The 22279-nt window shown below is 47.8% G+C and carries 15 protein-coding genes and 3 tRNA genes; 10 read left to right on the forward strand and 8 right to left on the reverse strand.

The features are described from left to right. Positions 1 to 10: 10 nt before the first annotated feature. The 3 genes from RF679_RS03490 to RF679_RS03500 all read right to left on the reverse strand — a co-directional run bounded on the left by RF679_RS03490 (position 11) and on the right by RF679_RS03500 (position 5388). Complete coding sequence (locus RF679_RS03490) at positions 11 to 1249, reverse strand: HD-GYP domain-containing protein (protein WP_309482833.1); 1239 nt, start codon at positions 1247 to 1249, stop codon at positions 11 to 13. A 132-nt stretch (positions 1250 to 1381) separates the two neighbouring features. Continuing rightward, positions 1382 to 4558: a ligand-binding sensor domain-containing diguanylate cyclase gene (locus RF679_RS03495; RefSeq protein ID WP_309482834.1), complete on the reverse strand. Its 3177-nt coding sequence runs from the start codon at positions 4556 to 4558 to the stop codon at positions 1382 to 1384. A 206-nt stretch (positions 4559 to 4764) separates the two neighbouring features. Further along, positions 4765 to 5388, reverse strand: coding sequence for a DUF938 domain-containing protein (locus RF679_RS03500; RefSeq protein WP_309482835.1), 624 nt, complete (start codon positions 5386 to 5388; stop codon positions 4765 to 4767). 265 nt (positions 5389 to 5653) lie between these two features. Between RF679_RS03500 and RF679_RS03505 the strand changes: the two genes are divergently transcribed. Both RF679_RS03505 and RF679_RS03510 read left to right on the forward strand, forming a co-directional pair. Further along, entirely contained in the window at positions 5654 to 8158 is a 2505-nt protein-coding gene (locus tag RF679_RS03505; protein ID WP_309482836.1) for a TonB-dependent receptor plug domain-containing protein, read from the forward strand. 174 nt (positions 8159 to 8332) lie between these two features. Further along, positions 8333 to 9013, forward strand: coding sequence for a hypothetical protein (locus RF679_RS03510; RefSeq protein ID WP_309482837.1), 681 nt, complete (start codon positions 8333 to 8335; stop codon positions 9011 to 9013). 67 nt (positions 9014 to 9080) lie between these two features. On the opposite strand, the gene RF679_RS03515 is transcribed toward RF679_RS03510, so the two are convergent. After that, positions 9081 to 11498, reverse strand: a complete 2418-nt coding sequence (locus RF679_RS03515) for a two-component system response regulator (protein WP_309482838.1) — start codon at positions 11496 to 11498, stop codon at positions 9081 to 9083. Further along, on the reverse strand, positions 11488 to 13293 hold the full coding sequence (locus RF679_RS03520; protein ID WP_309482839.1) for a sensor histidine kinase: 1806 nt from the start codon (positions 13291 to 13293) through the stop codon (positions 11488 to 11490). The genes RF679_RS03515 and RF679_RS03520 overlap by 11 nt, the downstream gene beginning before the upstream one ends. A 346-nt stretch (positions 13294 to 13639) precedes the next feature. On the opposite strand from RF679_RS03520, the gene arsC reads away from it, so the two are divergent. Further along, positions 13640 to 14071, forward strand: coding sequence for an arsenate reductase (glutaredoxin) (gene arsC / locus RF679_RS03525; protein ID WP_309482840.1), 432 nt, complete (start codon positions 13640 to 13642; stop codon positions 14069 to 14071). A 37-nt stretch (positions 14072 to 14108) separates the two neighbouring features. Here the strand turns inward: arsC and RF679_RS03530 are convergent, their stop codons facing one another. Further along, the gene (locus RF679_RS03530; protein ID WP_309482841.1) at positions 14109 to 14537 is read right to left on the reverse strand and encodes a YciI family protein; all 429 of its coding nucleotides are present in this window, start codon (positions 14535 to 14537) and stop codon (positions 14109 to 14111) included. Between the two features lie 380 nt (positions 14538 to 14917). On the opposite strand from RF679_RS03530, the gene RF679_RS03535 reads away from it, so the two are divergent. Further along, positions 14918 to 15760 carry a hypothetical protein gene (locus tag RF679_RS03535; protein ID WP_309482842.1) on the forward strand — a complete coding sequence of 281 codons (843 nt, stop codon included), beginning with the start codon at positions 14918 to 14920 and terminating at the stop codon, positions 15758 to 15760. A gap of 99 nt (positions 15761 to 15859) precedes the next feature. Then, the gene (locus tag RF679_RS03540; protein WP_309482843.1) at positions 15860 to 16597 is read left to right on the forward strand and encodes a substrate-binding periplasmic protein; all 738 of its coding nucleotides are present in this window, start codon (positions 15860 to 15862) and stop codon (positions 16595 to 16597) included. 35 nt (positions 16598 to 16632) lie between these two features. Here the strand turns inward: RF679_RS03540 and RF679_RS03545 are convergent, their stop codons facing one another. Together RF679_RS03545 and RF679_RS03550 are read right to left on the reverse strand one after the other, a co-directional pair. Then, a complete protein-coding gene (locus tag RF679_RS03545) occupies positions 16633 to 18897 on the reverse strand; it encodes an ATP-binding protein (RefSeq protein ID WP_309482844.1) in 2265 nt (754 codons plus the stop codon). Between the two features lie 12 nt (positions 18898 to 18909). Further along, positions 18910 to 19410: a cache domain-containing protein gene (locus RF679_RS03550; protein ID WP_309482845.1), complete on the reverse strand. Its 501-nt coding sequence runs from the start codon at positions 19408 to 19410 to the stop codon at positions 18910 to 18912. Positions 19411 to 19625: 215 nt separating this feature from the next. On the opposite strand from RF679_RS03550, the gene RF679_RS03555 reads away from it, so the two are divergent. From RF679_RS03555 to tuf, 5 genes are all read left to right on the forward strand, one after another. After that, a complete protein-coding gene (locus RF679_RS03555; RefSeq protein WP_309482846.1) occupies positions 19626 to 20372 on the forward strand; it encodes an MgtC/SapB family protein in 747 nt (248 codons plus the stop codon). A gap of 299 nt (positions 20373 to 20671) precedes the next feature. Further along, positions 20672 to 20757, forward strand: a tRNA-Tyr gene (locus RF679_RS03560). Between the two features lie 54 nt (positions 20758 to 20811). After that, positions 20812 to 20885 (forward strand) — tRNA-Gly (locus RF679_RS03565). Positions 20886 to 20926: 41 nt separating this feature from the next. Beyond that, positions 20927 to 21001 (forward strand) — tRNA-Thr (locus tag RF679_RS03570). Between the two features lie 80 nt (positions 21002 to 21081). Next, a complete protein-coding gene (gene tuf / locus RF679_RS03575) occupies positions 21082 to 22272 on the forward strand; it encodes an elongation factor Tu (protein WP_309482688.1) in 1191 nt (396 codons plus the stop codon). Positions 22273 to 22279 lie beyond the last annotated feature (7 nt).

The raw sequence follows: 22279 nt of genomic DNA on the forward strand, positions 1-22279 counted from the left end.
TGAGGGCGCCTTAAGCCCCAGCCCACATCTCATTGAAGTTCTTGAAAGCCCATTTATTCGCATCTTCATGGGCGACGATTTTTTCGCCTTTGACATCGATGGTCGGTTTCGAAAGGTCAAGAATTTCCGTTGGAATATAAGACTTCGATTTGGTCGAATAAAATACTTTGACCTTTGGTGCAACCAGTGACTTGGTTTGCTCCATTACGACTGCTAGGCGACCAGAGGCCAACCGCACCAATGAACCTACAGGATAAATCCCTACACTACTGACGAACGCTTGGAACACCGCTTTGTCGTATTGTTGTTCACACCATTCTCCCATACGTTTGATTGAATCGGCAGGTTCCCATCCTGCTTTGTAGGGACGGTTCGATGTAATCGCGTCATACACATCACACACGGCGCCCATCTTGGCAAAAATACTGATTTGATCGCCTTTAAGCCCGTGTGGATAGCCACTGCCATCGATGCGTTCATGATGATGCAAAATGACGTCTAAGGGCACTGGGTCAGTAAAACCACTTTCTTGCAGAATTCGATGGCCCTCTTCGGGATGTTTTTTCATCACGTCAAATTCTTCGACCGTGAGTTTTCCGGGTTTGAGCAAAATATCCGTCGGCATATTTGCCTTTCCCAAGTCATGCAGCAAGCCTGCTAAACCGGCTTCATGCGTTTGATCTTCATCGAGATTGAGATGGTGCGACAAAGCGACCATCAGAGCGCAAACGGCGACTGAGTGCATATAAGTGTAATCGTCTGCGTTTTTGATGCGGGCGAGATTGATAATCGCATTGGGGTTGCGCATCACCGAATAAGAAATTTCTTGTACGATTTCTCCCGCATGATCGGCCGCGATAGCTCTGCCCATACGCGCTTCCTCAAACATCGATTTGACGGATTTTTTCGCTTGAGCGCAAATTTTTGCTGCCCTTTGCATTTCGTCTGAGGTTTGAGTTGCTTTGGGTTTTTCAATGATCTTGTTGATGACTTCGACGGGCTTGGTTGACGCCGCTGGAAGCTCTGCCCCACCGTCGTCTATCATCGGTTTGGTAGGTGGGTGGACATCAATGCCTTTGTCTATGTTAATCCAGACTTCGGTGATGCCGCTGTCGATGATTTTCTGGATATCGCGTGTGTCATTGATGATAAATTTGGTGCGCCAAAAAGGATGGTCCATCCATGACCCACAGAGGGATTGTAAAAACATCCCTGTTTTGAGCTCATCGACGGAAATCTTTTTGAGCATAGGTACTCTCCGACTTTTGTATATCGCTCTTCACAATCGCAGTTTTTGATCGATCAAGCAAGTTAAACTTTGTGTCATCGGCTGCTAGCTACTAGCAGGCAATATCGCAAAGCTTGAAGGTGAGACTTTGACTTATTGTAAATCATTCATTTTGTCACTTTGGAGATGTACCTGTTCTAGTTGCAAAAAGCTTGTGATGTCAGTGTTTAGGCGCTGCAGCATGGCTTCTGAACCACTGCCACTGCCCGTTGCACATACACATTGGTCACGGCCATTGCGCTTCGCGGTGTAGAGACAGGCATCCGCCACTAAGATCACTTGTTCGTGGGTCAAAGCGAGTTCTTGTTGTGCGAAGAACGGATAGCAAGCCACCCCAATCGAGACGGTGGCTTTCAACTGTTTTTGTTCTGAAACTTCGAAGCTTGCTGCCCCCACCGCTTGCCGCAAGCGGCTGGCGAAGGCAAGTGCTTCGTGTTCATCGTTGACTCGCGCACAAAGCAAGAACTCTTCCCCACCCCAACGAATGGCCAGATCATCCGCGCGGCAATGCTCGCGCAGAATGCCAGCGATCCCGGTCAGAATGGCATCACCGCTGGCATGACCATGGGTGTCATTGATCGTTTTGAAATGGTCAACGTCAATTAAAATAAACGCATAGCGATTACCGCGGGCAGCACGTCTATCCTCGTTCGGTGAGGGCTTGGTTAAATTGCTCAAGGCTTGTGTGAGATGCCGACGATTGCCAAGTCCAGTGAGTGGATCAAGTAAACTAATTTTCTCGATTTCAGCGTAGGCATGTTCCAATTGCTTTGTTCGAGCAAGGACTAGCTCTTCGAGTAACTGTTTTTGTGCGTTGATACGAGCAACCCGCCATTCACTGAACATGCGAATCACAAACAGACCGAATAAAAAATAAAGCAAGTAGGCGAAATAACTTCGATACCAAGGGGCTTTGACAGTGAATGGGTAGGCGGCTTCATCACTCACAACGCCGTAGATATTTTTCGCGCGAACACGAAAACGATATTCGCCCTCGGCTAGATTGCTGTAATCCTGATAATTTTCACTGTTCCAATTTGACCAACCAGAGTCGTTCCCCTCAAGGAAGACTTGATACAGATTTCCCTGTTGACCATCATAGCTATTCGCTGTGTAGTCAAAGCGTAAGCGATTCTGGCTGTATTCCAACACGGTTTTTGGGTGATCGCCACTGCCACCAAAAATAACACTATCGGGCCCATTGATGGCTCTGATCATGGTCTTGAATCTTGCGTCATATTCCTTCTTGACAGATTGATCAAAGCGAAATAATCCTTTGGTTCCGCCAAACCACATGACACCATCTTCGTCGTCAAAAATTCGTTGCATCCCTTCGGCACGCTCACCATTTAGGCTTCCGAGTGCCTTGGTATGAATCGGTTCATACTTGCCGTCTTTTACCTGAAGTGCTCTAAGCTCTTCAAAACCCGTTTCTGTATTTTGTGAGAAAAACCAGAGTTGATTACGTTGGTCTTGATAAATGCTGTACACGGGACTGGGCGTAGCGAATATGCTCTTGAAGCGCGGATCAGGTTCAAAACGATTGCTCGAAGCATTGAATAGATAAATGCCTCCATTGGTCCCAAAACGCACTTCTTTGTCGATCAAGTAGGCCCAGTTTTTGTTTTGTGAGGGTAGACCATCGTTCGCGCCATATCGCGCCGTTTCGATGTGCTCACCATCCTCGGTTTGCTTAATGCGTAAACGAACCACGCCGGTGCTATTGCTGCCAACCCAAATATCTCCTGCTTGATCTTGCACCATAGTGCGTACTTCGTCTTTGATATTCGGTAGCGTGCCACCCACAGTCCACTTGCCATTAACGAATTGCAGGCGGAGGATGCCACTACGGATGCCGACCCATATTTGGTTCGGATATTCTTTGGGAAAAAGGAAGCACAATGCAGTTTCGGTATAGGGAATTTTTTCTAATTGTTTATCTTTCAAAAGATAAACGCCTTGATAGTTAGCGATGATCAAACTTTCCTGAATACTTGCTAAGCCCCAAGTCGGACCGTTGATCCCTTCGACTCGCTCGAAGTGTGCGTCGGCACCAGGACGTAATTTGTACACACCCTGCGTCGTAGCGGAGAAAAGTTCTCCACGATGACGATGTACTTGCAGACTGGATCCTACTAAGCCTGTGTTTTCATGGAAGCGACTAAAGGGGTCGGTAACCTCGATTCTCACGATGCCTCGGTCAAGGGTTAGCCACAAGCCGTTGTCACGATCTAGGCGTAAACCATAAACCGCCTGATCCGGCAGACCATTGGCTCGATCGATATGCGCCAAGAGTTTTCCATTTCGATCCAGGTGAAACAGGCCGCTCTGCACCGTGCCAAAATAAAACGTGCCATCGGGCATCATGGCAGAGCAGTATAAGAGACTGGATTTGAGTTCGAGATCGATGTCGGTCTTCCACGCACGAAATTGCCCGTCTTCTAGGATGAAAAAACCCTGCTGTTGTGTGCCAATCAAAATACGTTCGTTTGAATTTCTCTTGCCAGCACTGAGTGCTGCTGGCTCGTTAAAATCTTGCATCACGTAGATACGTTCATTGGCAAAACGTTCTCCGCCCGGCACCAGTTCGAACTGTTTCCCTTTGAGTTCGAGCAAGCCACGGCCTGCGTCGCGAACAAAGACCCGATCATTGACGATATAGGGCCATTGAAAAGTCTGGCTAGGTAACCACTGCACAACTTCGTTTTCCTTGACGCGCAGAATGCGTCGGAAGCTCGCGAAAATAACGCCGTCGTCAGTCGCATAGGTACGCCATACATCGGAGAATTGGCTTTGTTCTTGGCTGAGTTTCGGCATCAATGAGACGTATTGCATGCTGCCATTTTGATCGGCTTTTAGATAACCGATTTCGCCAACCGCACCGACATAAATACGGCCGTTCTTATCCATCGATAGAGAGCGCACAGTGGTTTGGTTGCTGACTTTGATTAAGCGCCAGCGTTCACCATCAAATTCGAGCACGCCATCATTGTTGCCGACATAGATGAGACCGCGTTGATCTTGCAAAACGGCCCAGTTCTGCCCTTGTGCTCGGTATTCTTGGGGCAGGAATACGCGCATGAGTGGCGTACCTAATTCGAATCGATGAGTCGAAACACTTGCTTTCCCAATGAGTTCGGTGGAATGACCTGCCCAAGTCGGCTGTGTCACCATCAGGCACAATATGCAGGCCATGAAGCAAATTGACTGCGCGAGTTTGTCGCAGAATTTACCGAGTTGGACTACAGGAAAAGAGGGGATCATTTTCATGTGCAAAAGTGATTGATCAAGGCGATGGCATCAAACTGGACCGACATTTATGGATAATAGTGCGTGAAACTCCTAATCACTCCCTGACTTTTTTACTGAAGGTGGCGCTTGCCTATCTGCAGATGATGTCAATGAAAGATTTTTTTGTGCTCGCCACATTCGTTGCCATCAGCGTCTGATCATCATAATGCTGCCATGAGGAAATTTTATACGCTTTTGTTGAGAGCTGATGTATTTGTGGTTTTCTTGAATACCAATAAACGGTTGTTGGCAGGCATGTCATGATCTGCCACTAATTCAAAACCACAATGCGCGCCTAAGTCTTTGATTTTCTCGAAGTCGCGCAGGCCCATGTGGGGGGCTTGGTTCTGTAAGCTGTGATCAAAAGCTTCATTGCTGGGACTTGTGTATTGGCCAAGATAATTGAATGGGCCGTAAATTACGAGTAGTCCATCGGTGTTAATGTGACGACTTAGTCCATTGAACATACATATCACCTCATCCCAAGCCATGATGTGGCAGGTATTGGCGGTGAATGCAGCATCGAAAAGTCGTTCGGGCCAAGCTGATTTAACGTCAAGGCTGTAAGGGCTGTGAATTCGCGGAAGCTCGGTTTCTTCAATCCATGCCTGAATGCTCGAATGGTTTTCGTCGCGATCGCTGGTGTACCAATGTATGTGCGGCAGATGCTGGGCAAAAAACACGGCGTGTTGACCTGTCCCGCTGCCAATTTCGAGAACTTCTTGTACCGTATCAAAATAGTGTTTCAGTTTTTCTAAGATCGGCGCTCGGTTACGCTCGCAAGCGGGGGAATATTTTTTTTCGTTCATGTTGGAAGGCGGAGAGTCTGGCTGAGCTATTGGTAAAAAAATATGAAGTAAGGTTGTTGAGTGCATCGATAAATTCAGGTCTATTCATTATGACATTCAAACCCACTCAACTGTTGTATCTCGGTTGCCGCAAATTGACGCGCATTTTTCTTACTGTCATGATGGATCGATCGATGTAGTGCTGAGTGTCTCTGAGACGGTGGCGCGCACTACAGATCAGTTAAGTCTATGTATGTTGTGTTGGTTAACCATCGGAGGTTCTACAATGCAGTACTCGTCACTCAAAAAAACTGTCCTTTCGATTGCCATTTCCTCGCTGTTCATCAGCGCAGCGGTACAGGCCCAAACTTCCAACCAAGCGTCAAAACCAGCGGCCGATGAGAAAGCGACCGCTGTCATTGTGACGGGTACTCGGGTCGCCAATCGTTCAGTGACCGATACATCTGCACCGGTCGATGTCATTTCTGCAGAGTCTTTGCAAAATTCTGGCGTGACAGAGATCAACCAGGCACTCTCGATCGCCTTACCATCTTTGAATTTCCCCCGTCCCGGTTTAACCGATGGTACCGACACAATTCGCCCCGCGACGCTGCGTGGTTTGGGGCCAGATCAAACCTTGGTGCTGGTGAATTCGAAGCGCCGCCACGCATCTTCACTCGTCAATGTGAATGGCACGGTCGGACGCGGTACCGCTGCAGTGGATTTGAATACGATTCCTACTTCGATCGTCAAGAATATCGAGGTGCTCCGTGATGGCGCCTCGGCGCAATATGGATCAGACGCGATTTCAGGTGTGATCAATTTGCGTCTGCGGCAAGATCGCGATGGTGGTGAAGCGACGCTCAGTTATGGGGAGCGGATTACTTCGTATGATTTCATCCCAGGCACGCCACCGACTGGAGCGACATGGTCAGCGCCAGGCACCAGTCGCAGCCGACATGACGGTAACACGACCACCGCCAGTATCTGGAAAGGCTTCTCGTTTGGCGAAAGCGGATATGTCACGGTAGCAGCGGAACTAAAAGACCAAAAACACACCGAACGTGGTGGTTGGGATTTTCGGCAGCAGTATCCCTTGGTGAGCGGCGCGTTTGATCCCCGTGAAAAAGATTTCAATCGTTTCGACGCTTGGTATGGTGAGCCCGATTTGAAACAAGACACCGTGTTCGTGAACGCAGGTGAAACCTTGAGTGGTGGAACCAAAATTTATGCGTGGGCTAGTTATCAAAAACGGGATGCGGTATCGGCGGGTAATTTCCGCCGCGCCCTCCAAGACCAAAATATCATTTCCATTTATCCGAACGGATTCTTGCCACAAATTGCGCCGCGTGTGGACGACTATAGTGCAACCTTCGGTACCTCTTGGTTAGCAGGTGATTGGGATATGGATGCCTCTTTGGGTTACGGCAAAAACAAAATGCAATTTGCCGTGCAAAACAGCCTGAATCGCTCGATTGGGCCGACCAGTAAAACGGCGTTCGATGCCGGTGGTTTTGCCTATGATCAATTAGTATTTAATTTGACAGCAGTGAACTCGTTCAAAGTCGGTATGGCATCGCCATTGAGTTTTGCCACGGGCTTCGAAATGCGTCGCGAAGGCTATACTTTGACCGCTGGTGAGCCAGATTCCTATCGGTTTGGTGGTGAGAAATTAGCCAATGGTTCGCCGACCGCGCCGGGCGCACAAGTCTTCCCAGGATTTACGCCTGCTAATGCCTCGGACAATAGTCGCTCCGCCGCCGGTGTATTCGTTGACGTGGAAACCAATTTCACGAAAGAGTGGATGGCTTCTGCCGCGGCACGTGCTGAACATTATTCTGACTTCGGTAGTAACGTGACTGGGAAGCTGACTAGCCGCTACAATTTCAGCAAAGAGTTTGCTCTGCGTGGCACGGTTCAAAATGGCTTCCGCGCGCCGTCACCACAACAGCAATTTTTCACTTCGACGGCGACCAATTTCATTAATGGCGTGCCATTTGAGATTACCACGTTCACACCAGGTTCAGCCGCCGCGATTGCACTTGGTGCCAAACCATTGGAACCAGAAAAATCAGTCAATGCTTCATTTGGTGCGGTCTTCAATTTCGGTAAATTTGGCTTAACCGTTGATGCCTACCATATCGATATTACCAATCGCATTGTTTTGTCTGAGAACCTGACTGCTACCAACGTACGGAACTATCTGACTGCGCAAGGCTTTGTTGGAATCGGTGGTGGACGATTCTTTATTAATGGTGTCGACACGTCTACTAAGGGTTTAGATATTGTCGCCAATTATCTTGTTGTTGATCCGAGCGCCGGACGCTTTGATTTCACTTTGGCCGGTAACTTTACCAAAACGCGTGTCACCAAAGTTCCACAGACAGCGCAGCTGGCGGCCTTGTCACCCGCACCCGTACTGTTTGATCGGATCAATGTCTTAGCGTTCGAGAAGGGGCAACCTCGCAACAAGATCAATGCAAGTGTTGACTGGAAGCTCAACGAATTCGGAGCAACATTAAGAGCGACGCGTTATGGCGAGGTGATCGACCCAGGTACCACGCCCGCGCTCGACCAAGTGCTCTCGCCCAAGACTTTAGTCGATATGGAGTTCCGATATAGTGTCAATAAACAATGGAAAGTCGCGGTGGGCGCCGACAACGTTTTTGATGTGTATTCTGATCCACGTCCACCTGCTTTGAACACGAACGGTGCGGCAAGTTTCTCCAATTACTCGCCATTTGGACGTTCAGGACGTTTTGTGTATGGACGTGTGACTTATACCTTCTAATCTCGCGAATTTATCGACCTAAAGGGATAGCGCAGCTATCCCTTTTTTATTTCAGAGTCCAATAGATGCATCTACTTACAAATCAATGCTGATGTTTTTCTGGTTTTCGCATAAAATCGCAAAGCTGTTTTTTTTGCATGCAAATGAGTTTATTTCAAACTACGGGAAACAAAGATGATGAAAAAGATTTCGAGCCTTGCCTTACTGTTGGTGTGCGTTGCATTAGCGGCCTGCCATAAGAAAAATCCAGAGTCTGCCAGTGCGAGTGTTGTAGCGAGTGAGGCCGCGAGTGCTGTAGTGGCAGCAACGCCAGCATCCACCACGCCTGAGGTTTTGACCGAAGAACAGGAAGAGCGCAAGCGTAAACAAGAACTGCTTGATTACAGCATGATGGAAGATCAGAATCTGAACGATGCCAAAGGTCAATGGGCAGCTTCGGCGAGTGCGAGCACTTATTACGGCGAAGGAAGTAAGTCAACTTCCAATGCACCGATGAATGCAACTGGCGCTCCGAATGGTGAAACATGGAGCAACTCCCAGCAGGATATGGGTTTCGACTGGCTCGAAGTTGGCTACGCAAAACCTACCAATGCGACTGAGGTTCGGGTAGTGTTCACTGGTAGTCATGGCGTTGAGTCTGTGACGAAAATGGAATTGCAAGATACTGATGGTAAATGGAACACGGTGTGGTCTGGTGTAAGTGATCAGAAGTATGAGCGTCGTGGTCCACGCAGCTGGTTCGTTCGTAAATTTGATAAGACTGCGTATAAAGTCAAAGCCGTGAAATTGACTTTTGCGAACAATGTCTCACGTGGCTACAAAGAGGTTGATGCGGTACAGATCGTCGGCGAGTAAATTTATTCGAAGAAAATAAAAAACCACCTGTTCTCAGCAGGTGGTTTTTTTTATGGGCGGCTACTTTCTAACTTAACAGTCGATTGAATTGCTCAATATCGACGGGCTTGCCAAACAAGAATCCTTGATAGTGGATGCAACCTTTACTTTGTAGAAGTTCCCGCTGCGCTTCCGTCTCTACGCCTTCAGCGATGACGTCGATATTCAGACTTTGCGCCATGGTGATGATGGTCCGAACGATGGTCCTGTCGCTGCTGCTATTCTCTAGATCTTGAATGAAGGATCGATCGATTTTGAGTTGCTCTAACGGCAGGCGACGTAAGTATTGGAGTGAAGAATAGCCAGCGCCAAAGTCATCCATTGAGAACCGAATGCCAACTCTGTTGAGTTCTAACATGGTCTTGATCGTTTCTTCAACATCATCGAGGAGTAGACTTTCGGTGATTTCTAGTTTCAACAAGCTAGGGGGGATTTGGAAACGTTCGATGAGTCCAAGCAGAGAACTACAGAAGTTCTTTTGGCGGATTTGTTTGACACTCACATTGACTGCGAGTACCAAGTGTGCGGTTTTTGGGCTTGCTTGCCACGCTTGGATTTGCTGACATGCCGTTTTGAGCACCCAATGACCAATCGGAAGAATCAAGCCTGTTTCTTCTGCAATCGGAATGAAATCGCTGGGAGGAACGGAGCCCATACTTGGATGATGCCAACGTAAAAGAGCTTCTGCGCCTATCGCTTGCCGCCATACATCGACTTGCACTTGATAGTGCAATCGAAGCTCATGTCGTTCGAGTGCGCGCTGCAATTCAGCTTCGATACTCGCGCGTTTGATGACCGACTGCTGCATTTTGGGATCGAATAAACTGAGTTGATTGCGACCACCTCGTTTCGATTGGTACATCGCGATGTCGGCTTGTTTAATTAGCTCCTCTGCATTTTGCTCACTTCCCCGAAATAAGGTGGCACCAACACTGGGTGTGCAACGATAGTCGTGTACGCCGAGTTGATATTCTTGATCAAGGCGGGCAATCAATTTACGTGCGACCCGCTCCGCATAATGTATTGCCTGTTCGCGATCTGGACCGAGCTGCTCTAACATGACCATAAATTCATCACCGCCTAAGCGCGCCACCGTATCGCACTCTCTGACGCCAGCGCTGAGACGCCGAGCAACCTCTTCTAAAAGGAGGTCGCCCATGTCATGCCCGAGAGTGTCATTCAATGTTTTGAAGTCATCTAAATCGATGAAGAGCAGGGCGCTGTAATGTTGACTGCGATCTGCAGCAACCATGGCATGTTTGAGTCTATCCATGAACATGCGTCGATTCGGCAACTTTGTCAAAGAATCGTGATAAGCCAAATAAACGAGTTGTTTTTCAGTGGCACGAATCGCGCTTAAATCGGAGATGGTATGAACGAACTGTATCGCATTACCATCGTCGTCGCGCACCACGCAGATTTGTTGGAGCGCGTTGAAGACGCGCCCATCGTGACACTTGCAGATGCCTTCATTGCTCCATGTGCCATTCGGTGTTTTTGCCACGCTCGTGTAGTCTGGATCGTTTTCTTGGCGAACGATCAAAAATTCCTCTGGAATGCGCCCCTCGATGTCGGCCAGTTCATAACCGGTCAAATTGCGAAAGGCCGGATTAACTGAGGTGATGCGCCCACCCGCGTCCAGTATCATGATGCCTTCCGCGATCGTGCTATACACTACGCTGGCTTGCCGCAGTTTGTTTTCAATATCTTTGCGGATGCTGATATCGCGCATAGCGCCGACGATCACATTTGAACCATCGAAGCGATCACGGCGATTGCCATACAGCTCTATCCACGCGTAATTGCCAGTATGACGTTGCGCGCGAAAATGCACGTGGAAAAAACCGGCTCTTTGAAAAGCCGATTGCACGCGTGCTCGATCTTCAATATGGATGGCCTCTAGCATGGATTCCATCTTCGTATTTTGGGGAATGAGCAAGCCACCACACAAGCGTTCAAATTGAATATCGCCTTTGATGTTATCGATAGCCGATTCCCATTCCCAAATTCCTAGCTCACTGGCCTCTAAAGCGATTGACAAACGTTCTTCTGAGCGCGCCAAAGCGGCTTCGCTATCATGCCTTGAGCGCGCCACTTGCAGCGCTGCATACAGTTCTTTTGCATGATACGGTTTCATGAGGTAGCCAAAGGGTCTGCTGGCGGCTGCACGGTTGACAGTTTTCTCGTCAACATAAGCGGTGAGGAATACGACGGGGATTTTCCATCCATGGTAAATCGCGCTACAGGCTTCGATGCCGTCGATTTTGCCTTGCAGATGAATATCCATCATCACCAAGCTAGGATTGAAGTTGATCACAGATTCAATGGCTTCTTCAAAACACTCGCTAATGGAAACCACCTCATGTCCCATCTCTTCGAGAGTGTGCTGGAGGTCTAGTGCGACGACCGGTTCGTCTTCTACAATGAGAATGCGTTCACTGAGCATAATGATGCTCCTCTATCTGGAGTGGGACGTCGAAAAAGAAACGGGAACCATGGGCTGAGCTTGAATGTTGAAAGCGCGCATGGATTTGTTTGGCAAACATAGGTACGAGTTGAGTGCCCAAACCAGATCGGCTCTGCCAACTGAAATTGTGAGGTAGTCCAATTCCATCGTCACTGACGCTAAGTTGGAAACGTGTGTTGCCAAGATTTTGTAGGCTGACAGTAATGTGGCCGGGTTTGCCATCTTGGAAAGCATGCTTGTAGGCATTCAAAATCAATTCCGACACAATCAAACCGCAAGGGATGGCGCGCTGTACATCGATTTTAATGGGCAAAAGCGGCGGTACGAATTCGATAGAGATCTGACTTCTTACATCATCATAGCTGGCTCGCGATAAGGTCGCGAGCTGCGAGAGATATAGGCCGAGATCAATTTCCGCCATGTTCTCTGATTCATACAAGAGCTGATGTACCAAGGCCATGGCACGCACGCGGGTCTGGCACTCAGCAAATGCAGTCGCGACTTCTGGATTGGCTTTTCGCGCTTGCATATTCAATAAACTTGCAACGATTTGCAGATTATTCTTCACTCGATGGTGGACTTCATGCAGGAGCGCGGTCTTGTCTTCGACTGCTTGTGTGAGTTGTCGTTTTTGCCGATTAGGTACGCTGATGTCGCGCGCTAATTTACAGGCGCCAATAACTTGGCCTTCCTGATCGCGTAATGGGGAAATCGTGACTGATACTTCTACTTCGCTCCCATCATTGCGCAAACGCGTGGTATCGAATGGCGGTACATGTTCCCCGCGCGCGATCTTGGTCATGAGTTCTTCTTCCTCATGCAGTCGATGCGGGGGAAATATTTTGGCGATGTTGGTCCCTATCATGTCTTGTTCGGCATAGCCAAGCAGACGCGTTGCAGCGGGATTCCACGCCGTGATTTCACCTCTGAGAGTCTTGGTGATGATGGCGTCATCAGATGACAAAATAATCGATCTAAATAACTCCTCTGATTTTTGCAGTGCTTCCTCACTCTGGTGGCGTTGTGTAATGTCAGTGGCTGAAGGGATGAGGTGAGTGATACGACCTTCGGCATCACGCAGCGGGGCTAACATAAAGTCAAGCCACATCAGCGTTCCGCCTGCCATTTGTACTTGGATATCCCTCCGTATAATGGTGCCGTCAAGGCAAGCCTCGATATCTTTTTGAAATTGCTCTTGTGATGCCTTGCTGTGCGCAAACCAATAGGTCTCCCAAACTTTTTTTCCAACCACATCTTCCAATGTGAGACCGCCCGCCTCGAGCGGGGCTCGGTTCGCGCTGGTGAGAGTGCCGTCGAGTTCAAGGACCCCAACAAAAGTGAACAGATTGTCGAGTACGCGAAGGAGTCGGTATTGACTCTCTTCAAGGAGCTTTTGCGTGACCGGATCGCATTTGGAATCTTCGATAATACCGATGATTCCTATGGTTTCTTGTTTGTTGTTTTTCCACGGGTAATAAGATGCGATGCGATGCAGAGTAGAACCGTCAATGAGCGTTTGTTTGCTAATGATTTCTTGGTTCAATAAGGGGATGCCATGGTCCAATACAAACTGCAATTTGGGTTCGATGATGGGTGCAGCGTGTGGTAAGTATTCGACTAAGCGTTTCCCCAATTGATCTGACTTACTTAATTTGTTATTGCGTGCATGACGCTCGTTGATAAAACGTAAGCGGAAGTCACGATCCAAAACCACAATCCCGATCGGAATTTGGTCGATCAGGCTGGTGACTAAGGTTTCAAGTTCATCAAACATGAGCACTTGCATGCGAGTAGCTTTCTTTAGACCGTACAGCTGAAACAAATCAGAAATAGTGAGTTCGAGCTTGCTACAAAATTGCCGTGAGGAACTGTTGCAGTGTAATCTGCTTTACTTCATTCGCCAATCAGATTTTTGTAGGTCAAACTGCATAAATCTAACTTTGTCGCTTTTGACTAAAAATCTTAAAAATCAAGTATTTACATGTAAAAAGTTTGAGTTGAAATGGACTCATTTTCTGATATGTAGTTGGGGGGGGCGGGTGCCCGAGAAGCTGGGTTAAGCATGGCTCGCGAAGGTATAATGCGAGCTTCTTTTTTAATTAACTCAAGTTGTACGAATCATGATTACGATCTATCACAATCCGAAATGCGGAACTTCACGCAATACCTTGGCCTTGATACGCAATGCTGGTATCGAGCCACATATCGTGGAATATCTTAAGACGCCACTTAGCATGTCTGAATTGGAAGAATTGGTCGCTCAAATCGGCGTGCCAGTCAGAGAAATAATGCGCAAGAAAGAATCGCAATATGTGGAACTTCAACTTGATGATGCAAAGTGGACGCCTTCCGAGCTTATCGAATTCATGGTGCAACATCCGATTCTGATGAATCGCCCTATCGTGAAGACAAGCAGAGGAACACGTTTGTGTCGTCCATCCGAGGAAGTATTAGATTTATTAGACATGTTGAATGCACCGCAACGCGGCGCATTCACAAAAGAGGATGGTGAAAAAGTGATTGATGAAAAAGGCCAGCGCATCATGCGCTGAACCCTCAGATTAAAAACGTCAATGAACTCGAAGTCTGTTATTTCTTATGGGCTTCGGTCTCAGCTTTCGGTGGTGTGAGTCGTGCATGAATGGATGACACCTCCATCACGGCAGCGCTTCCATACCACTGGTGGTATTCGGCCACCATTTCGCCTTTCTGAATTACTGGATCGGTATTGGTAAGTTCACGTGCTTCATCAATACTCGCGACAGCAAAGATGAATAGGCCACGCCATCCATCTTTGCCATCAAACGGCCCTGCGAGTACTAATTTTCCTGCTTTCGCGAGTGTTTGCATATTGGCGAAATGACCAGAGAACATCTCATCGCGCTCTTTACCTGGCGCGACTTTGTTCGGGCCGCTCTTCAATACCACTAAAACATACGAGCGCATTCCCATTTGATCGGCGCCTAAACGTTTTGCTAGTGCCGCATCGAAGCTTGGTTCGGTATTTAGCTTTTCCAAACCTTGTGCTAATGCGTGAGGAGTCGCGATGCTGAACGTTATGGCTGTGAGTAAAATTCTGAATACAAATGTGTATACAGCGTCGAAGAAGGGCATGATGAGTGTTTTCATTGGTGTCGAAATTTGCTTGAATGAGAAGTCTAGGGGGCAAGTAGAATCGTGCCATCACCTTTTGTGATAGTACAACATTGGGCTTAGGCTACAACATGATAGCAAGGGTGTTGTCACTTGAGGGAGGTGTGGTTTTGTACGCACATTCCATTGCTTAAATGTTTACTTAGCATCGATTCATGTCGTCAAAACGTAGGAAAGTGTTCGCTTGTGTTGCAAAATAGGAGTCCTAAGACCTAACGCTGCTTGGCAAACTTCAGGAGGCCATAGTGAAGCTTTTTTCTCACACCATACGCTTGTACTGTCGTTTGGCGGGTCTGTCTCTTCTATCGTGTTTGTTCTCGATCGAGGCTGTGGCTGGCTGTAGTCGCCCCATCAATGCGCCCATCTTGCCTTCTGGTTTAACGGTAATTGTGAAACCCAATGGCTATGCAGGTATTCTCCCGGATTTTTTGACACAAGTCGCTGAGAAGAGTGGCTGTAAATTTGTTTTTCAATTGGTACCGAAGAGTCGCCAAGAAGCGCTTTTTGAATCAGGTCAATCAGACATGTTGCTGACGGCGGTTCGCACAAGTCGTCGTGATCAATTCGGTATTTTTATACCACTGGTGCAATTGAGAGCGAGTCTAATATCGATCGAAAATGGTCAAATTCCAACCACCTCGACGACTGAACTGGTGGCGCGTCCGACCTTGAAGCTCTTAGTTGTGCGAGGTTTTGATTATGGCGCAGCGTATCAACGTATCGTCGACGATATGCAGCAGCAAGGGCGCTTGGTAGTGGAAGGTGATGCAGTCTCGGTCGCGCGCATGATGAGGAGTAACCCCAATTATGTGACGATTATGGCGCCAACAATTTTTTCTGGCATGGTGCAAACCGAATCGAAGTTGGCCGATATAGTCGGTAAGATACGCTATGAAAAATTGGACGATTTTCCTTGGAGTGAAAGCGGCATCTATTTGTCGAGTAAAGCACTGAATGAAGCAGATCGCAACTTACTTAAAACAACGATGGAGAAAATCGCGACGAGTGATGCGATTTGGAAGGCGTATCAACAATATTATTCTCCCGAAGTGGTCAAGCTTGGCCTGCGCCCTCGAGATTCTCACTAAGGCGATCAAGTCATCGTGCCCCTAAATCGACTTCAAACTCTGCTTATTCAGCTATTCTTTTGTGGGTTTGCCTTGCTCCCGTTTCGCGAGGGGCATTCGATGGAAGTTCGATCGGGCGACAAAGATGCTGTCGTCAAGATTGCACTTTTTGGTCAAGAAATTTTAGATCGCGACGGCCGGCCAACCAAAGAGACACAGGGTGTAAAGCGTTTTCTCGACTACTTTCGCCGCGAAGCAAAAATTGATTTTTCCTTTCAACGTTTGCCTTGGCGTCGTGCACAGGCGATGACCTTAGAAGGTAAAGGGATCATCTGGGAATTCTCTAAGAACAAAGAGCGCCTGCTCTCCTACCGTTTTTCTGAGCCTGTAATGAGTTCTAAGATTTGGGCGATTGCTTACGGTGAGCCACATCTGAAACTAGATCATATCAATGACTTGCGTGGCAAAACCGTGGCTGTAGAGCGCGGTGTTAGTCACGGAATGGAATTTGATGACGCGGCCGGCAAGTTATTTCGTGTTGATGAAGATACGGCGTCAGCAGCGGCGCGTTTCCGTAAATTGATGGCGAAGCGTTCGGACGTCTTGTTGTGGGGCTTAGTGCAGTTCGATAAGCCACAGGACTTAATTAATTATCTGCATCAGATGTATATTCCGAGCTTGCAAGATAGTAGCTTAAATGGCGTGAAATTTTATACTTCAAGTAAGCCCCTGTTTTTGGATACGATACACTTCGCCAGTAAGAAGGGCAGCTATGAAGAAGTGATGCAGAGACTTGATGTAGCGATTCGACGCGGGCTAGCATCGGGCGAGTTGCTTCAAATACTGCGTGAGATGTAAAGTGAGTGTCGTCTTCTCATGAACTCGTGCTTGTATCATTGGGGCCCTTTGGCAACCAAGGGCAGTTCAATGACCACAGTCGTTCCCTGATCAACTGCACTTTCGATGTTAATGCTACCGCCTAAGACCTCCGTGGCGAGGTTATAGACGATATTGAGGCCAAGTCCAGATCCACCGTGACCAAGTTTGGTCGTAAAGAAGGGATCAAATACGCGTGGTAAGTGTTCTTCGGCGATGCCATGACCATTGTCGCGAATCTGTAGTTTGACTCGGCGGTTGGGTTCTAAATTCGCCACGATGGTGATGATTCCGTGCTCGATGCCATCAAATGCGTGGGTTACAGCATTCGAAATCGTGTTAGTAATGATCTGACCAAGTGCGCCAGGGTAAGCGTGCATTTCGATGGCTTCTGGTATGTTGATGATGACTTCATGTTGGGTTCGACGATACATAGGCTCTATGGTCAGCAAGATTTCCTCGATTGTAATTTTCAGATCAAAGATTCGGTATTGATCGCTTGATTGATCAACAGCGACTTGCTTAAAGCTATGAATCAATTGCGCCGCACGATGTAAATTGCGCATCAAAATATCGGCAGCCTTTGCACTCTGCAGTAGCGTATCGGTGAGCGTTGAGCGTTTGATTTGTCCTTCTTTGATCATGCTCAGGAGCTCATTAACATGGTCATGCATTGTACTGGCGACCATCAGACTATTGCCGATGGGGGTGTTGAGCTCGTGTGAGATCCCCGCAACCAAATAGCCAAGTGCAGCCATTTTTTCAGAGCGCAGCACTTCGTCCTGCATGTTCTTAAGTTTTACGAGCGTCAGTTCCAGTTCTTGATTCGTCAACTCTAGGCTCTGTGTGCGACGGTGTACCTTTTCTTCTAATTCATTATTGAGTTCGCGGATTTCTGATTCGATCTGGCGTAAGCGGCTAATATCGACCATGGACATGATGGCGAGACTACGCTGATTTACATTAATCGTACGCGAAGAAATTTGGCAAATGTAGATTTGTCCGTAGGGATTCTTCATTTGAATTTCGTGATTCTCAATTTGCTTTTCGCTGCCTAATCGCTTCATATGCAGTTCAAACTCAGCCTGATCTACCCACAACTCGAGCTCCGTCAGCTTCCGGTGGCGGACTTGATTGTCGCTTAAGTTGAGCATGCCCAGCATTTTCTGATTCGCCTCGATCAAAGTGCCTTCACTCATATCAATCAGAATCAAGGGGACGGGTGAGTGTTCAAAGAGTTGAGTGAACTTTTGTTCGCTGGCTTTGGCCGCAAGTTCAGACTGTTGTAAGTGATGACTCGAACGATGTACCGCTCGGATTTGACGCCATAGAAAGTAGGAGAGGCTCCAAAGTAATGCAATAATCAAGCTTGTAAAGATGATGCGATTTTTGCTGCGTTCGCGCCATCCTGACAGAATAGTCTCGGTATCCCGAGCAAATACCGCTGTGATCGAGAAGCCGGCGATTTTACGAAAAGTGTAGAGTCGATTTATTTCATGCTCTTCGTCTAAAAAGTGGCTGTCTTCGAACATGCCCTCGGTTGAGCGTTGCTTCAAGTTCTGAATCATTGGGGACTTGGAAAGGTCTTGTCCAATTTGTTCTGGATTTAATGGGAAGCGGACAATGATGACGCCATCGCTGGTAAATAGCGAAACCATGGCCGCGCTATCTTTCGCGACGCGTTGATAGACGTTATTGAAATAAGCAACACTAATATCGGTGCTGATGATGCCGAGATATTTTCCTGACTCATCGAACACGTTCTTTGCAATGGGCATCACTAATTCAGCGTCATAGAATCGCTGAAATGGCTTGCCGATGATGACCTTCGTTTCCTCTTGGTGTTTCAGTAAATAGGGAATGTAAGTGCGATCATCAGCATCAGTTTGGTATGCCGGATAGTCGATTGAACTGACCCACGCTTCGCCTTCTGGATTGACAAACTGCAAGGCCTTCATCACGCTGTTGAAGGGTTGCGCTTTGGTGAGGATGGCGCGGATTAACTGATTCGAAATGGCTTGGTCTTTCCCTGCCACTTGGATCGCATTGATGACGGAGTCTAGGTTGCGTTCGCCTTCGCGTATGGTTTGTGTTGCATGTTCATCTAAGAGCCGAACGGCGATTAAACCGTGCTCGTATTCTGCATTGACGGTGAGTCTTCGGTCCTGTTCAATTGCCCACATTGACTGAGCAATAATCGCCACACTCGTCAGGCATACGAAGAGCGAAATGAGGAGCGTTGTTCGCGCTGAAGTTTCGGCTTGATGGGGTGAGCGGCGCATAGCGTCTTGAGCTTATTTATAAATGCCCGTGCCGAGGCAAACATCCATATCAGGTATACGTTCGACATAGCCTTGTTTGGGTTCGACTTCCTTGGTGATCGGGTTAGGCCAACGGTAGCGGGTCCAACCTTTACCTTCTTTCGACTCAAAACAAATTTTGACCATATTTGAAATCAAAGGGACGCCATCAATGTCGCGCATTTCTATCATCACTTTGCCACGAATCTTTGGATTTTTGCCGTGCACAGATTGATAGCCTTTGGGATCTAAGGTGTACAAATAAAGATCGCCTTTGGGGTTGATATCACTCTTCACATTGAACGGCGAGTCAAGTCTGTTGAATTCAACGATGGCTTTTTCAAGCCCATGAAGCTTAATGTATTCTTGCGCTTTTTGAATTAAGAATAGGGCTTCTTTAGTGTCGCTTCTTTCGACTGCTAAAGCTGTGTTCGCAGCGGTCAAACCAAAGCAGAGGAGTAGCGGGGGTAAGAAAGAACAATATGGCAATTTCATAGATGTATCCCTCGCTTCGATGTAGATAAGTTTCTCGTATCGTGTTTTGCAAGCCTAGCAGACTCACCCTATTTGTAAACAAGCATGTGTTGGATTTGTTGGACAGGTGTCAGTTTTGGATGCCACAGACTCACATTAGGTGAATGAGCTAGGCAATTGAGGCATGCAGCGCTACACTGTCTAACGAGTCAAGCTTGAGATCGTGGAGATAGAGAATGGATACGCTCGCTAGTTATACCTCGCATTTTTGGTCAGGCGCTGAGCTCGGTGCGAACTCGATCATTTTTTTGAATTTGTTTGGAGCGCTACTCTTGGGGTTCGTGGTGGGCTATGAACGTGCCTATCATGGTCGGGCAGCGGGGATGAGAACGTATGGCTTGGTTTGTATGGCATCCGCGGCCCTCGTGGTATTGGCTGGGTATCCGGACTATTGGTTTGGTGGTCGAGCCATTGCTCCGGTTTCATTGGATCCATCGCGCACCATTCAAGGCATTGTTACGGGGATAGGATTTCTTGGCGCTGGCGTGATTATGAAAGACGGCTTTAGTATTAGTGGCTTAACCACTGCCGCCTCCCTGTGGGCATCCTCCGCGATTGGTATTTTGGTAGGGGTTGGATTTTATGCGGCAGCGATATTATTGGCATTCTTATCGGCAGCCTGCATGATTTGGGTCTCGCGTCTGGAGATGTGGTTGCCGGCTCGGCAAGCTGTTTCGGTGACGATGCAATTTCGTCCAGGGTTTGTGCCGAGTGAGAGTGTGGTGCAACGTTTGGCCGTAGAGCGCGGTTACGAAGTGGCGGCGAGTACCATGGTTATCACCTTCAAAGAAGACTGTGTGGAGTGGAGATTTGTCGCGGTGGCGCTTAATCGAAAGCAAGCCACTGCTATAAGTGAATTGGCGAATGAATTGCAGAAGTTTGAGGGAGTGGGGTCGTTCCAACTCGCGCATGCGCGCAATTGAACTACACCGAGGGAGCCAATCAACACGAGGCGGCATGCTCGTAGCGCTGTTGTTTCTTGATTAATTGCCTCGGTGGTTTGTATCTAGCGTTCATGGATAATGGATCAGCGAACGTCATGTCATTTTATTGGCAAAAGCCGCTTCGAAATGTGGTTTTATGCACAATCATCGTGCCGTTGAATAAAACAAACTTTGTCGACTGAGTTCCACAAAATTCAGGAAACTTCAAAAAACTCAAACTGAATTTGTTGAAGGTGTTGACAGTATCGGGAAAGATCTCCATAATCTCGGTTTCCCTGGGAGAGGTGGCCGAGTGGTTAATGGCAGCAGACTGTAAATCTGCCGGTTTATACCTACGCTGGTTCGAATCCAGCCCTCTCCACCAGGCAGAATAAAGTAAGCGGCTGAAGAGATTATTTAGTCCAAAATAAGTTCTCACGCGGGTGTAGCTCAATGGTAGAGCTGAAGCCTTCCAAGCTTATGACGAGGGTTCGATTCCCTTCACCCGCTCCAAAAGTTCTAGTTTGTCAGTGCATGTGGTATGTGCAAGTGCTGCCCTTGTAGCTCAGTGGTAGAGCACTCCCTTGGTAAGGGAGAGGCCACGTGTTCAATCCACGTCAAGGGCACCAGGTAGTTCTCATTGTATTGCAGTGTTGTTCGAGCTTGAGCTCGAAGTCGAAAATCGCTCATCAATCGTTAGGAGTTTAAAATGGCAAAAGGTAAGTTTGAACGCACCAAGCCGCACGTTAACGTCGGTACAATCGGTCACGTTGATCACGGTAAAACTACATTGACAGCAGCGATCGCGACAGTATTGTCTGCGAAATTCGGTGGTGAAGCGAAGAAATACGACGAAATCGACGCAGCTCCAGAAGAAAAAGCACGTGGTATTACAATTAACACAGCGCACGTTGAGTACGAAACAGCAACACGTCACTACGCTCACGTTGACTGCCCAGGCCATGCTGACTATGTTAAAAACATGATTACTGGTGCAGCGCAGATGGACGGCGCGATCTTGGTTTGCTCCGCAGCTGACGGCCCAATGCCACAAACACGTGAGCACATCTTGTTGGCTCGCCAAGTTGGTGTTCCATACATCATCGTGTTCTTGAATAAATGCGATATGGTTGATGACGCTGAGTTGTTGGAATTGGTTGAAATGGAAGTTCGTGAATTGTTGTCCAAGTACGAATTCCCAGGCGACGATTTGCCAATCATCCAAGGTTCTGCAAAATTGGCATTGGAAGGCGACAAAGGTAATTTGGGTGAAGAAGCGATCATGCGTTTGGCAGATGCTTTGGATAACTACATCCCAACACCAGAGCGCGCAGTTGACGGTACATTCTTGTTGCCAGTAGAAGACGTGTTCTCTATTTCTGGTCGCGGTACAGTTGTTACTGGTCGTGTTGAGCGCGGTATCATCAAGGTCGGCGAAGAGATCGAAATCGTTGGTATTAAAGACACAGTAAAAACAACATGTACTGGTGTTGAAATGTTCCGTAAATTGCTCGACCAAGGTCAAGCTGGTGACAACGTTGGTGTGTTGTTGCGCGGTACAAAACGTGAAGATATCCAACGTGGTCAAGTTTTGGCGAAACCAGGTTCGATCAAGCCACACAGCCACTTCACAGGCGAGATCTACGTATTGTCCAAGGATGAAGGTGGTCGTCACACACCATTCTTCAACAACTACCGTCCACAGTTCTACTTCCGTACAACGGACGTAACTGGTTCGATCGAGTTGCCGAAGGATAAAGAAATGGTGATGCCAGGTGATAACGTTTCTATCACTGTTAAGTTGATCAACCCGATCGCGATGGAAGAAGGTTTGCGTTTCGCGATTCGTGAAGGTGGTCGTACTGTTGGTGCGGGCGTTGTTGCTAAGATCATCGAGTAATTTCGTG

The organism is Undibacterium cyanobacteriorum (assembly GCF_031326225.1).
GTDB lineage: Bacteria > Pseudomonadota > Gammaproteobacteria > Burkholderiales > Burkholderiaceae_D > Undibacterium > Undibacterium cyanobacteriorum.